This is a genomic window from Sorangium sp. So ce887 (assembly GCF_051521455.1).
In the GTDB taxonomy this organism is placed as follows: Bacteria; Myxococcota_A; Polyangia; order Polyangiales; family Polyangiaceae; genus Sorangium.
The window spans coordinates 696,110-709,429 of record NZ_CP150354.1 but is presented as its reverse complement, the minus strand read 5'-3'; the positions used below and the strand labels follow the sequence as shown (position 1 = coordinate 709,429).

Annotated in this window: 8 protein-coding genes; 3 read left to right on the top strand and 5 right to left on the bottom strand. The window is 75.6% G+C overall.

Annotated features, from left to right (window positions below; genetic code table 11):
* Positions 1-4: 4 nt before the first annotated feature.
* Positions 5-2,194, bottom strand: coding sequence for a bifunctional alpha,alpha-trehalose-phosphate synthase (UDP-forming)/trehalose-phosphatase (locus tag WMF36_RS02765; RefSeq protein WP_437578011.1), 2,190 nt, complete (start codon positions 2,192-2,194; stop codon positions 5-7).
* A 98-nt stretch (positions 2,195-2,292) separates the two neighbouring features.
* Positions 2,293-3,975, bottom strand: coding sequence for a protein kinase domain-containing protein (locus tag WMF36_RS02760; protein WP_437578010.1), 1,683 nt, complete (start codon positions 3,973-3,975; stop codon positions 2,293-2,295).
* Positions 3,976-4,442: 467 nt separating this feature from the next.
* Between WMF36_RS02760 and WMF36_RS02755 the strand changes: the two genes are divergently transcribed.
* Entirely contained in the window at positions 4,443-5,414 is a 972-nt protein-coding gene (locus WMF36_RS02755) for a tetratricopeptide repeat protein (protein ID WP_437578009.1), read from the top strand.
* A gap of 51 nt (positions 5,415-5,465) precedes the next feature.
* Here WMF36_RS02755 and WMF36_RS02750 read toward each other — a convergent pair whose 3' ends face one another.
* Positions 5,466-6,854 (bottom strand): hypothetical protein, encoded by a 1,389-nt coding sequence (locus WMF36_RS02750; protein WP_437578008.1) that lies wholly within the window; start codon positions 6,852-6,854, stop codon positions 5,466-5,468.
* Between the two features lie 383 nt (positions 6,855-7,237).
* On the opposite strand from WMF36_RS02750, the gene WMF36_RS02745 reads away from it, so the two are divergent.
* Positions 7,238-8,188 carry a hypothetical protein gene (locus WMF36_RS02745; protein ID WP_437578007.1) on the top strand — a complete coding sequence of 317 codons (951 nt, stop codon included), beginning with the start codon at positions 7,238-7,240 and terminating at the stop codon, positions 8,186-8,188.
* A gap of 73 nt (positions 8,189-8,261) precedes the next feature.
* On the opposite strand, the gene WMF36_RS02740 is transcribed toward WMF36_RS02745, so the two are convergent.
* Positions 8,262-9,008 (bottom strand): hypothetical protein, encoded by a 747-nt coding sequence (locus WMF36_RS02740; protein WP_437578006.1) that lies wholly within the window; start codon positions 9,006-9,008, stop codon positions 8,262-8,264.
* A gap of 47 nt (positions 9,009-9,055) precedes the next feature.
* Positions 9,056-11,746, bottom strand: a complete 2,691-nt coding sequence (locus tag WMF36_RS02735; protein WP_437578005.1) for a hypothetical protein — start codon at positions 11,744-11,746, stop codon at positions 9,056-9,058.
* A gap of 101 nt (positions 11,747-11,847) precedes the next feature.
* Here WMF36_RS02735 and WMF36_RS02730 point away from each other — a divergent pair, with 101 nt between their 5' ends.
* Positions 11,848-13,317, top strand: a complete 1,470-nt coding sequence (locus tag WMF36_RS02730) for a WD40/YVTN/BNR-like repeat-containing protein (RefSeq protein ID WP_437578004.1) — start codon at positions 11,848-11,850, stop codon at positions 13,315-13,317.
* Positions 13,318-13,320 lie beyond the last annotated feature (3 nt).

The following is a 13,320-nucleotide window of genomic DNA, read 5'->3' as shown; positions in this document are numbered from 1 at the left end:
GCGCTCACGCGATGAGCGCGCGCAAGAAGCGCCGCGCCGCGGCCGGATCGGGCAGCTGAAACGCCGCGGTGCTCGCCCCGCCGCCCACGTGGACGGTGAGGGCCGTGGGGGGGAGCGCCGCGAACAGATCCTCGTCCGTCCTGTCGTCGCCGAGCGCGACCACCATCGCTTCGGGCGTCACCGTCGCCAGCACCCGCGGCACGATCACCCCCTTGTTGACGCCCCGCAGCCGCACCTCCAGCACCTTCCGGCCGGGGATCAGCTCGAGATCGCGCTCGCGCAGCACCTCGTCGAGCTTCGCCGGCACCTCGCGGGCCATGTGGCTGGCGAGCTCCGGGTCGGCAGACCGGTAGTGCCACGCGATCGACACCACCTTCTCCTCGATGAAGCTGCCCGCCGTGCGGTCGACGAAGCCCTGGAGGATGTCGCGGACCCGCGGCTTCCAGTCGAGCGACGCCTCGCGGAGCGCGACCCAGGGCTCGCCGGGGCCGGCGCGGGAGAAGAACCCGTGCTCCGCGTGCAGGCTGATGGGCAGCTCGCCCAGCCACCGCTCGAGGTCCTCGCGCGGCCGGCCGCTCACCACGTGCACCTGCGTCCGCGGGCGCGCCGCGAGCGCGCGCAGGTCGGCGATGAGCTCCTCGTCCGGCGGCGCGAGCTCGGGCATCGCCGCGAGCGGGACGAGCGTGCCGTCGTAGTCGAGCATCACGACGAGCGACGGCGCGCTGCGCGCGCTCGCGATCGTGTTGAGCTGCGGCGCGTCGGCGCGCCGCCGGACCGCCCCCACCTCGGGCGCCGCGCTGCGCGCGCGCTCGAGATCGTTCAGGAAGCCGTGCGACCAGCGGTGCACGTCGTGCGTGATGACGCGGCGCCGGAGCGCCTGCATCCGGACGCGCTGCTCGGACGGCGGCATGACGAGCGCCCGCTTGATCGTGGCGGCCACCGAGTCGATGTCGTACGGGTTGACCGGGAGCGCCTCGATCAGCTCGGCGGCCGCGCCCGCGAACTCGCTCAGCACCAGGGCGCCGGTGTCGTCGATCCGCGAGGCCACGTACTCCTTGCAGACCAGGTTCATCCCGTCGCGCAGCGGCGTCACCATCATCACGTCGGCGGCGAGGTAGAGCGCGACGACCTCGGACATGGGCATCGACCGGTGCAGGAAGTGGATCGGGACGTCGTCGAGCGTCGCGTAGCTGCCGTTGATGCGACCGACGAGCTCGTTCACGACGCGCCGGAAGTCGGCGTAGGCGTCCACCTTCTCGCGCGTCGGCACCGCGAGCTGGACGAACCGGACCCGGCTCCGGAGCTCGGGCTCGCTCTCCAGGAAGCGCTCGATGGCGAGCAGGCGCCGCGGGATCCCCTTCGTGTAGTCGAGCCGGTCGATGCCGAGCACGATCTTCCGTCCCTGGGCGCGCTCGCGGATGCGCCGCGCCTCGGCGCGCACCTCCTCGTCCCGGGCGAGCCGCGTGAACTCGTCGACGTCGATGCTGACCGGATAGGCGCCGAGCCGCACCTTCCGCCCCTCGTACGCGAGCGTCTCGAGGTCGGGCTCGAGGCCGAGCACGCGCGCGGCGGAGTAGACGAAGTGGTACCGATAGGACGTCGTGTGAAACCCGACGACGTCGGCGCCGAGCATGCCGCGCAGCACCTGCTCCCGCCACGGCAGGCTCCGGAAGATCTCGGCCGCCGGAAACGGGATGTGCAGGAAGAAGCCGATCCGCGCGTCCGGGATGCGCCGGCGCAGCATCGCCGGCACGAGCATGAGCTGGTAGTCGTGGACCCAGACCCGATCGCCCGGCCTGTACCGGGCGACGATCGCCTCGGTGAAGCGCTCGTTCACCTCGCTGTAGCTCTCCCAGTCGCGCCGGGCGTCGAGGTGCACCTTCTCGGTCAGGTAGTGGAACAGCGGCCAGAGGACGCCGTTCGAGAAGCCGTCGTAATAACGGCTCACCTCGTCCGGGGTGAGGTGCACCGGGACGGCGCCGAGCTGCTCGAGCTGCTCCTCGAGCGCCTGGCGCTGCTCCGCGCCGAGGCGCGAGACGTCGCCCGGCCAGCCCAGCCAGAGGCCGCCGTGGCGCTCGTGAGGGCCCCGGAGCGCGGTGACCAGCCCGCCCGCCGACGGGACGACGGAGACGTCGCCCTCATCGACGTGGACGGTCACGGGGAGGCGGTTCGAGACGATGAGCAGGCGGGACATGCGCGGCGAAGAAGCTAGCGCATGGCGCATGCACCACGCCCACGCGGCGCGGCAAAATCAGGAACGAGCCGAGCGGCTCGTCAGGCGCATCCTGAACGTTACCGGTCGATCCGGATCGGGGGCGCGGTGTTCTCTGGGGCGGGGGGCTTCGTCGCGGGCGGAGGCGGGACCACGCGAGCGGGCCGGCCCCAGGTCCTCCGGCTGGGCGAGCTGGAAGGCGGATCCTCCTTCGCCGGTGCCTCCGCCTGCGCGAGCCTCGCGACGGTCTGCACGGACATCTCCGACGGCCCCTGGATGATGGAGTAGGGCTGGAAGCCTTCCTTCTGCACCGTCAGCCGGCGCGGCGCCGCGCGCACCTGCTCGTTCTCGATCGAGAGCTGCAGCGGCGTGTACCCGAGCGACTTCCCGTCCTCGAGGATCTCGGCGCCCGGCGGGATCGACTCGATGATGAGCATGAACGAGGCCGCGCCCTTCGGGTCGCTGGGCGCGCTGGTCGGCGCGGGGCCAGCCGCGGGCGGGGGCACGGTCGTCGCCTCGCTCGACGCGGGGTTGCGGGTCAGCACGAACGCGACCGCCGCCACGATGACGGCGCCGATGGCGGCGAGGATCACCGCCTTGCGCCCGGCGGGTCGCGCGTCCTGCGCGCCCGCCGCGCCCTTCGACGCGTCCGCCGCGGTCGCCGCTGCGACCCCCGTCCCGACGCCGGAGGTGCGGCCGCTCGCCTCGTCGTCCGTCGACGGCGCCGGGAGCGTCACCGCCTCCTTGAGCGCCTGCACCGTGGACGAACGCGACGAGATCTGCACGCCGGGCAGCGACTCGAACGACGTGATCTGCGTGCCGCCGAAGGCGGTCGTCACGCCCATGCCGCGGGCGCACTCGCCGAGGCCCTGGATGAGGGCGTCCATCGTCGCGGGCCGTCCGTCCGGATCCTTCGCGAGGCAGCGCATCACGAGCGCCTCGAGCGGCTCGGGGATGTCGACGTCCGGGTTCCGATCCTTCATGCGCGGCACCGGCTGCTGGAGGTGCGCCATCAGGATCTGGATCGACTTCTCGGACTCGAACGGGACCTTCCCGCAGAGCATCTGGTAGAGGATCACGCCCAGCGAGTAGATGTCGGTCCTGAGATCGACCTTGCCGTGCGAGATCTGCTCGGGCGACATGAACCGGGGCGAGCCGAGGAACGCGCCCTGCTGCGTGAGCTCCTCCGAGTCGTCGCCGAGCTGCTTCACCAGGCCGAAGTCGAGGATCTTGACCGCCTCCTCCGAGTCCTCGTTGTGGACGAGCATGACGTTCGACGGCTTGAGGTCGCGGTGGACGACGCCGTGCTTGTGCGCCTCGCGCAGCCCGCGCGCGATCTGCCGGGCGATGCGCATGGCCTCGGGCGGCGGGAGGCGCCCCTGCCGGCGCACGCGCCGGAAGAGCGTCTCGCCCTCGAGGAACTCCATCGCCATGAAGAACCGGTCTTGATCGTCGGCCTCGATGCGGCCGTAGTCGAAGACGGTGACGATGTTCGGGTGCTGGAGGCGCGCGAGGATGCTCGCTTCGAGGAAGAAGCGCTTGTGGAAGTTCGGGTCGAGCTGCCGCGAGGCCTGGTTCGGGATCAGGACCTTGATCGCCACCGCGCGCCCGAGCGGGAGCTGCTCGCCGCGATAGATCGTGCCCATGCCGCCGGTCGCGAGCATGGACAGGATCTTGAACTTGCTGTTGAGCACCTTCCCGAGCAACGGATCGATCGGCTCGCTGCGCGCTACTTCATCGATGACGTTTTCGTTGGCACTCATATGAACTCCGTCGCCTTCCCCGTGCGGGCGCGGGCGAGCCCTCCCCTCGGTGTCGATGCCTCGCGATGCGTGAGCTTTGACCTCATGATCGTGGGGAGCTTCGGTGCGTGGGGCCGTCGGGGCAGTCTAAACGGAAGAAAAGTCCTTGGCGACCTTTCCTCGATCGCCCCGTTCGCGAGGCCGATGGTCCCCTGTCGGAGGCCCTTCCGGGAGCCCTGCCGGAGGCCGTGCGGGGGGCGCTGCACCATGCGTCGAGCGCCATAGCCCCGATCGACGGGAACCGCCAGTTGCTGGCATCGAGCGTCCGCATCCGACCTTCGCACCACGAGATCCTGCCAGGAGATTACACCGCTCCGCGCCCGCGCGATGCTCTTCCGATCGTCCTTGCCTCGCCTCGCCGCCGCGGGCGCCGGACGTCCCCGCCGGCCCTCTCGCCCTGGCGGGCGGGGACGAGGTAGTAGAGGAGGATGCGACCCGATCGCGCCCTGCGGCGCTGGTGGAGGGGGAGAGAGTACCGGCGCCTACTCGACGAGGCGGCGTCCGAGCTGGCCGGCTCCCGCCACGCCGAGGCGGAGGCGACCTGCGCGCGGGCGATCGCCGTCGCCGAGGAGATCTTCGGCCCCGGGGACGCCGAGCTGACGGGGCCCCTGTACGCGCTGAGCTCGGCGCAGCTCGCGCAAGGGCGGCTGGACGAGGCGCGCGCGAGCTCGGCGAGGGCGATCGCCATCGCCGAGGCGGCGGGGGCGGGCACGGACCCCCCGCTGCCGAGGCTGCTCGAGCAGCTCGCCGCGATCCTGGAGCGCCGGGGGGCGGCCGAGGACGTCGAGGCGCTGTTCCGCCGGATGCTCGCGGGCTACGACCGGATGCGCGAGCCCGATCCGGTCGAGCTGTCCGCGCTGCTGAACCGGCTCGGCCTGCTGCTCGGCCGGAGGGGGGCGCGCGCCGAGGCGGCGCCGCTCTTCCAGCGGGCGATCGCGCTGCGCGAGGGGGCGACCTCCGCCCGCCATCCGCTCGTGGCGGAGGCGCTTTACAACGCGGCCACGTTTCTCGAGGAGGACCGCCCGGTGGCCGAGCGGGAGGCGATGCTCCGGAGGGCGCTGGCGATCGCCGAGGCGGACCCGTCCGTGGAGGGGGCGCTGCTCGCGTCGATCCTCCACAACCTGGCGGTCGCGCGGGAGGCGCTCGGGGACGCGGCCGAGGCGGCGGGGCTGTACGAGCGCGCGCTCGCCGCGCGGGAGGCGCTCGTCGGGGCCACCCACCCGTCGCTCCGGCCGACCCTGGTCCGGCTCGCGCAGGTCCACCACGCCGCGGGGCGGCTCTCCGCGGCGCTGCCGCTCTACGAACGGGCGTTCGCGCTGGCCGCGGCGGAGCTCGGGTCGGATCACCCGGTGGCCGCGGCGATCACAGCCTGGATGGACGAGGCGCGGAGCCGGAGCTGACGCGCCGCTCCACGGGCGGCGGGCGGCGGGCCCCACCCGCCCGGCGGGCGCTCAGCGCTCGGACGGCGGGCGATCCCCGCCCTCGCGCCAGCGGTCGACGAGCTCGGGGAGGACGGTCGAGGCCATCTGGAGCAGGTGCGCCATGTGGTGCTCCGGCGTGTTGCCCCGGAACCCGCGGACGCGGAGCTCGCCCACGCTCGCCTCGGTGGTCGGGACCAGCTGCTTCTCGAGCTTCCTCGAGACAGCGCCCTCGGCCGCGCGCAGCCGCAGGTGCGGGGGGGCGCCCAGCGCAGGCGCCCGCTCGACGGGGTGCCCGGCCGCTGCGCCGAGCAGGTAGTCGGCCGTCGCGCTGGAGCTGGCGTACGCGATCGGGTCGATCTCCGAGTGCGTGATCGTGAACAGCATCTGACCCGAGGCGGCGAGCTGCGCCGCGCGCGCGAACGACGCGAGCTGCAGGTGGTTGAGCCCGCTCGGGTGCCCGGGGACGAAGCCGCAGTGGATGCCGTCCGTGACGAGGACCGCGTCGAGCCGCTCGATGCCGCGGCGGAGCTCGAGGATCTTCGCGATCGCGCCGTAGCCCGCGCTCCACGAGGAGAGCGCGACGCGGCGGAGCCGCGGGGTCGGCAGCCCGCGCTGCGCGAGCGCCCGGTCGATGTCCGCGAGCAGGCTCTCGTACATGCCCGGCTGCGCGTACTGGTCCTCGTAGGCCCCCGAGCCGATGCCCAGGTTGATGACGGCGACCGCGGCGTTGAGCCCGGCGACCTCGGCGCTCTCGCGGACGAGCTGGGTGCTGCCGTGGAAGTGGACAACGAGATCGTAGCTCGAGCCGGTGGGCGTGAACGTCTCGGGCGTGAAGAGCACGCCGCCGCGGATCGACGCGTACCCGTCGTGCCGGATCTCGGGCGGCGGCGTCGCCCCTTGCCAGCGCGCGAACACCTCGGGCGCGACGAGCACCTTCGCCGCGGCTCCCTCGCGCGCGGAGCGCGACGCGAGGAGCAGCGCGCGGCTGACGGGCGTCATGGCGCGGAAGGCCTCGTCGTTGACCGGCATCCGCGCGGCGATCCCGCGGGCGGCCAGGACGACGACGGCGATCACGGTCGCCGCGGCCAGGACGAACGCCCCGAGGGCGGTCCACGTGCGGGCGCGGCGCTCGTCCGCTGAGGGAGCAGACCGGGAGCCGTACGGCCCGACCCCGGCCAGGTGCAGCGGCGCCCCCTGCAGCGCCGGATCGCCGAGGCCGGGAGCGAGCCCCTGCTCGAGCGGACCGGGCGCCGCGCCGAGGGGCGGCGGATCGAAGAGAGACCCTTGCTCCAGCGAACCGGGCGGCGGGTCGAGGGGAAGACCGCGATCCGGGGAACCCTGGACCACGGTGACGGGCGGCGGCGTGGGCGTCAGCGACAGATCCACAGGCGACCTGTCAGCGCGCACGTTTCCCTTCATTCGATGCGCCTCCTCAACGGGGACGCAGCGCTCGGCCTTCGCTGCCAGGCGCTGCTTCGTTTCGGTGAGCGCGTTGCACATGCGGCGCCGCGCTGCGTTTCTGCTCCTGCCATGAGCCCGGAAGGCGCCGTGGCAGCGGGAGGATCGACCAGCACGGCACGAAGCTCAAGCGGCAACCGTGCCGTACGCGCATATTTGAACGTGACGGTAATACTGTGTGTCCTGCTGGAACACGCGTGGGTGAGCCCGTCGGGCGGCGAAGCGGGGGGGCGAGAGGGAAGTGCTCGCGGCGGCGCGGGTGAGGTGCGCGCGCTGAACAGAGCACGGCGGCGATGCAACGCGCACTTGCACCGCTCTCCCCCACCCAGCAAGGTGCTCCGCGCTTGTTCCCCCGTGAGGCCCGCTTCCTGCTCGCAGCGACGCTGCTCCACGCTGCCATCCCGTGGCTCTCGCGGATCGCTGGCAGCACGGCGCCGGCGCTCATGGCCCGCTCGAGCGGCGCGTACCGCGAGGTGGAGATCGAGGTGCAGCCCGTCGCGCCGCTCGTTCCGCAGCGGGACGAGCCGCGCGCTCCGGACGGGGCGCGGCCGCGCGAGGAGGTGGAGCCGGTCCTCGGACGGACGGCGCGCCGGGAGCGGCGCGCGCTGGAGGCGCCGGCGCCGCCGGAGGCTCCGGTCGAGCCGCGGGACGGGCCGGTCGCGCCCCCGGCGCCGGCGGCCGAGTACGGCGGGCCGCCGAGCGCCGAGGGACCGCCGGGCGTGGCAGGGCTCGGCGGCGTGCCGGTGTGGCAGCTGCCCGGCGTGCTGCCCGACCGCGCGCCTCCGCCGCCGGCGCCGACCGCGCCGACCGCGCCGCGCGAGGTCTCGATGGACAGGGCCGGCGAGGTGCTGCGCGACGTGATGCGCGATCGGGACAAGACGCTGGGGCTGGATCTTCCCGCCGCCGGGACGGTCGCGTCCGTGGTGGCGGACGCGGTGCGCGCAGCCGAGACGCCCGCGACGGCGCGCGCGGTGTTCGAGGTGCAGCTGAGCGGCGCCGGCGCGGTGCTCGGGGTGCGCGCGCTGTCGTCGACGGCCGGAGCCGCCGCGCTCTGGGCGCGGGTGGCGCGCGAGGCGGCGGCGCAGCTCGCCGGGCGCGTGCTCGCGATGACCGCCGGGTTCGCCAAGGGCGCGAAGGTCTACGTCACGGTGAGCTCGTCGGTGAAGATGCCGAGCGGCGCCGCGTCGGGCGGGATCCACCATCAGGGCGCGGGCTTCGGGTTCGACGTCTCCGACATCGGCGCGAGCCCCCACCGCCTGGTGCAGTCGAGCTTCCGCGTCGAGGCGATCGACTGAGGCGCGCGGGCGCGCGGCGGCACCGCGCGATGCTGAGGCGCGCGGGCGCGCGGCGGCACCGCGCGCGATGCGATCAGCGGCCCCGTCGCTCGGTCCAGCGCCGGTAGCGCGCAGCGCTCGCGGTAAGGCCGATCCCGAGCAGCCCGAGCAGGCTCAGCGCCGCGGGGACGCCGGCGAGCCACACGAGCACCGGCAACGGGGGGCGCGTCGGGCAGCGGCGCCGCGTGGCGAAGCGGCAGGCGTGGCGCTGCTCGAGCGCCTCCGCGGCGGCGCGGACCTCGGGCGCGTCGTCGGGCAGGCCGCGCAGGGCCGCCGAGGCCATCATGTAGGCCGCGGAGGCCGAGCGATCGTGGGCCGGATCCGCCGGCACGCGGTCGCGCACGAGCTCGAGCAGCCGGGCGGCGCGCTGCGCCGGCGCCTGCTCGGCCAGCGCTCCGGCGAGGTGGCGCGCGAGCGCCTCGTCGAACTGCAGGGCGCAGGCGACGGCAAGGTCTTCCCCGAGCGTGAGGTAGACCGTCTCGCCCGACGCCGTCTGACGGGGCTCCGTGCCGGACACCGCGACCGGCCTGCGCAGCGCGACCCGCGCCCCCCGGACACAGCGCGGGACCTTCGGGAGATCGCGCAGGTGCACCGCGGCGTGGCGCTGGTACGCGACGCCGGCGATGGCGCCGAGCGAGAGCGCTAGCGCGAGGAGCGCGGCGATCCAGCGCGCGCTGACGCCGGAGCGCGCGGAGCGGCCGTCGCGCGCTGCCGGCGCGGCGCGCTCCTCGCGCGCTGCCGGCGCGGGAGCGGGCTCGCCGGAGGGCTCTCGGGACGACATGGCCGCGGGTATGGACAGCCGCGACGACGCTGTCAATCGATGCGCTGTCAGGAACGGGGCGCCGCGCCGGCGAGGCGCGCCACCTGCGCCCAGGTGCGGGCCGCCTCCTCGTGCCCGCTCGCGGCCGCGAGCCGCGCCAGGAACTGCGCGCACGCCTGCTCGCCGTGGCGATCCTCGGCCTCGCGAGCGCGCGCGAGGGCGCTCAGCGCCTCGAGCAAGGCGCCCTCCGTGCGGCCCGTGGCGGCCAGCGCGACCCCGTAGGCGAGCAGCGCCCGCGCCCGATGCGAGGGCGACGCGTCGGCCTCCGCCGCGATCCGGAAGCGCCGGAGCACCTCCTCCTTGGCGCCGCGCCCGAGCGAGATCAGGCCGCTCATGCGCTCCGCCAGCGCCTGGTGCTCGCCGGTGCGGCGGAGCTCGCCCACGAGCCGCTCCAGCGTGCGGACATCGCCCTGGACCAGCGCCTGCTTGGCCAGCTCGGCGAGGCGGACCGCGATGTCGTTCATCGACAGGACGGGCGACTCCGAGGTCTTCGCGAGCGGATCCCCCGAGGCGTCGTCGAGCGGGAAGTCCTCGTCCAGGGAGGGCACGTCGGGGAAGTCCGCGGGCGTCTCGTCCGGGAACGCCGGCGCTGCGCCGCCCGGCCGCGACGCGCGGAGCCCGCCGGCGCGCGCGCCGCCGCTCTCGGCCGGCATCGTGGAGCCCCGCCGGCGCGCGGAGCTGTCCGCCGCCGCGCGGAGCGCGTCGGCGCCGGCGGGCTCCGAGGCGGCCGTCGCGCGCTGCGGATCCGGCGCGTCGCCGACCACCTCGATGGGCGTGCGGTAGGTCGGCGGCTGGCTCGAGGTGCTGTCCGGAGCCCCGTCCAGCCGGTGCTCCCTCGCGGTCTCCTGCTCGTCGGCGAACGCGAGCAGCTCGGCGGCCGACGACTCGAGCAGCGCGTCGCCGGCGGCGCGCGCGGCGCGCCCGGCGAGATCGGCCGCGGAGCTCCGGTCGCCCGCCTTCGCGGCGTGAAACGCGGCGTCGGCGAGGCCGAGCACGCCGGCGTGATCCTCGACCACGCGCGCCGCGGCGAGGTGCCACGCGGAGCGCTCGCCCGGCGGGACGGCCGCGAGCAGGGCGTCGCGCAGCGTGCGCGAGGAGAGCTTCAGCCAGCCCGGCTCCGGGCGGAAGGCCCAGCCGGCGCCGAGCAGCGCCGCCTGGACCGCGGTGACCTTCGGGGCGCCGGTGCCGTCGCACAGCGCCTCGATCGCCGACTCGGACGCGTCGCCGCCGAGCGTCGCGAGCGCGGTGAGGACCGTGCGATGGCCGATCGCGAGCAGGCGCAGGCGGCCCTCGATCGCGCGGGACGCGGGCGGCGCCGCGAGCTCGGCGCCGGTCATGGTGCGCGCGGGCCTGCCCCGCCCGGCGCTGCGCCGGCGCGGCGCGACGCTCCTGCCGATCCAGCGCAGCGCGCCGCTCTCCAGCGCCTCGCAGATCAGCTCGCGCAGGGCCAGCGGGAAGGGCGGCGCGCGCGCCGCCCACCGGCGCGCGCCCGCCTCGTCGATGCAGCCGTCGAGGAAGCGGCGGACGAGGTCCTGGGCGCCCACGGCGGAGAGCGGCCCCAGCGCGACCGTCGCGGCGGGGGTGAGCGCGGTGAGGGGCGCGGGGAGCGGCTCCGCGCGCCCGAGCCGGACGACGGCGCGCAGGCCGCCCATCTCCAGCGCGATCGCGATCGCCTCGAGGCTCGCGGCGTCGACCTCGACGGCGTCGTCGACGGCGATCAGGCCGGAGCGGGCGCCTTCCGGGGCGAGCCACGCGGCGATCACCTCGGCGGCGATCCACGGCTCGACGCCCTCGCCGGCGATGAGCCGCGCGAGCGCGGGCGTCAGGCGATCCGGGAGCGCCGGCGCGCGGCCCTTCTCGGTGCGGGGCGCCGCGCGCGCGAGGGCGCGCCGGAGCGCGCCGAACGGCTCGCGCGAGGCCCCGATCGGCGCGACGAAGAGGCTCCGCGACGGGGCGAGGGCCCTGAGCAGCTCCAGGAGCAGCCGCGAGCCGCCGGCGCCGGGCTCGGCGCGGACGATCGCGAGGGAGCCGGGGGGCACGGCGAGCGCGGCGAGCTCGCCGTCGCGGCCGCTCAGCGGCGGCTTGCAGAGGCGCGCCACGCTCTCGGCGACCTGCCGGCGCAGCGGCTGCTGCGCGTCGAGGCGCAGGCCGCGCACCCGGCGCGCGCCGTCGACGCCGCGGTGGATGCCGAGGGTCATGAGCTCGCCCGAGAGCACGGCCTGGAGCGCGGGATCGAGGAGCACGTCGCCCGGGAGGGCGATGCGGGCGAGCATGACGGCGACGAGCAGCGGCTGCCCCCACGAGAGCGCGGTGAAGCGCCCCGCCTCGCCGACGTAGGTCATCTCCCCCTGCGCGATGCCGACCGCGAAGCGCGCGTCGGGGTGCACGGACGCGTCCTCCGCGGCGAGCGCGGCGAGCAGCACGGACTCCTCGATGTCCTCGGGGGTGAACTCGAAGGAGAAGGTCTGCGCGCTCCAGGCGCACAGGGTGGCGCCGAGCGCCTCGGCGCGCTTCTTCAGCGCGAGCGCCCGCGCGAGGTAGCTCTCCTCGCCGCGCGCCTCGCGGCGAGGATCGCGCGGCGCGCCCCGGTGGCGCGACGGCGGCCCCGGCGCGCGCGTGGCGCCGCGGCGGCCGGGCCACGGCACGACCGCGTCCGTGCTGTCCGGCTGCGAGAGGGCCGCAGTACCTCGAAAGGACACGACGATGCGCTCCGGCATTGCGGCGAGTGTAGCGGGGCGCCGAATGCGCGTGGGTGGTTCTTGGCGTGCGCGCGCGCACGCGCGGTTACGATGGATCCTGGATGCGATCGTCTTCCCTGCGTGTCGTGAGGCCGCGATCTCGCCCGGTGCGCGCCGCGGCGCTCGTCGCCGCGGCGCTCGCGGCGGCGCCCTCCCCTGCCGCTGCGAACGGCGTCTTTCCCTCGGCGGACCAGATCGTGTTCGACCCGGAAGACCCGGCGCGCGCCGTGGCCCGGATGACGTACGGCCTGCTGGCCACGCGGGACGGGGGCGCGAGCTGGCGCTGGATCTGCGAGGGCGCCGTCGGGTACGACGACACGGGCGGCGTGGCTCCGCCCATCGCGGCGGCGGAGGGCGGCAGGGTGCTCGCCGCGCTGAGCGACGGGATCGCGATCGGCGCCGAGGGCGGCTGCGCCTGGGCGCGCGCCGCGGAGCTCGCGGGGAAGGCGGTGCTCGATCTCTCGGTGCGGCAGGGCGACCCGTCGCACGTCGTCGCGGTGGCCGCGGGGACCCGGCACGGCCTCTGGGCGTCGCGCGACGGCGGCGCGAGCTGGGCCAGCGCGGGGACGCCGCTCCCGGCGGGCTTCCAGGCGCGGACGGTCGACGTCGCGCCCTCGGATCCGCAGCGGGTCTACGTGAGCGGCCTCGCGACCGGAAGCGGCCCGGTCCAGGGGGTGATCGCGCGCTCGGCCGACGGCGGAGCGACGTGGGAGACCGCGGTGGTGCCGGGGAGCACGACGTCGCGCGAGCCCTACATCGCGGGGGTCGATCCGCTCGACGCCGACGTGCTGTACGTGCGGGTCGCGAGCGCGCCGGGGCGCCTGTTCGTCTCGACGGACGGCGGGGCGGCGTTCGAGCCGGTGTTCGAGACGCAGGGCTTCGTGCGCGCGTTCGCGATCTCGCCGGACGGCGCGACGGTGGCGGTGGGCAGCGACATCGACGGCGTCTTCCGCGCGCCCTCGTCGACGCTCGCCTTCGAGCGCGTCTCGAGCGTCGCGCCGCGCTGCTTCGTCTGGACGGAGGCGGGCCTCTACGCGTGCGCGAGCGAGTTCCTGGACGACTTCACGATCGGCCGCTCGCTCGACGGCGGCGCGACGTTCGAGCCGCTGCTCCGGCAGGCGTGCATCCGTGGCCCGCTCGGCTGCGCGGCGACCACGGCGGTCGGGGCGCTCTGCCCGACGGACTGGCCGCGCGTCGCGCTGATGACGGGCCACCGCGACTGCACGCCGGACGCCGGCTCCCCCGCGGCCGGCAGCGGAACGAGCGCCGGCGCGACCGGCGCGACCGGCGTCGGCGGAGCGACGGCCGCGAGCGGCGGCGGAGGCGCGGCGAGCGCCGGGGGCACGGGCGGAGCGGCCGATGCGCCGGGCGGCGGGGCGCTGCCCGCCGGCGGGGCGCGGCCGGGCGACGGAGGCTGCGGCTGCCACACCGGCAGCGCGGGCGGGGGCTGGGCCGGCGCCCTCGCCGCCGCGTGCATGGCGGCGGCCGCGTCGGCGCGGCGGCTGCGGCGCGACGGCGCGATGAGAGCGTGAGCG

Bases quoted from the DNA above. Each gene is read 5' to 3' on its own strand.
- WMF36_RS02765 (WP_437578011.1), bottom strand. From the start codon at position 2,194: ATGTCCCGCCTGCTCATCGTCTCGAACCGCCTCCCCGTGACCGTCCAC.
- WMF36_RS02760 (WP_437578010.1), bottom strand. From the start codon at position 3,975: ATGAGTGCCAACGAAAACGTCATCGATGAAGTAGCGCGCAGCGAGCCG.
- WMF36_RS02755 (WP_437578009.1), top strand. From the start codon at position 4,443: ATGCGACCCGATCGCGCCCTGCGGCGCTGGTGGAGGGGGAGAGAGTAC.
- WMF36_RS02750 (WP_437578008.1), bottom strand. From the start codon at position 6,854: ATGAAGGGAAACGTGCGCGCTGACAGGTCGCCTGTGGATCTGTCGCTG.
- WMF36_RS02740 (WP_437578006.1), bottom strand. From the start codon at position 9,008: ATGTCGTCCCGAGAGCCCTCCGGCGAGCCCGCTCCCGCGCCGGCAGCG.
- WMF36_RS02730 (WP_437578004.1), top strand. From the start codon at position 11,848: ATGCGATCGTCTTCCCTGCGTGTCGTGAGGCCGCGATCTCGCCCGGTG.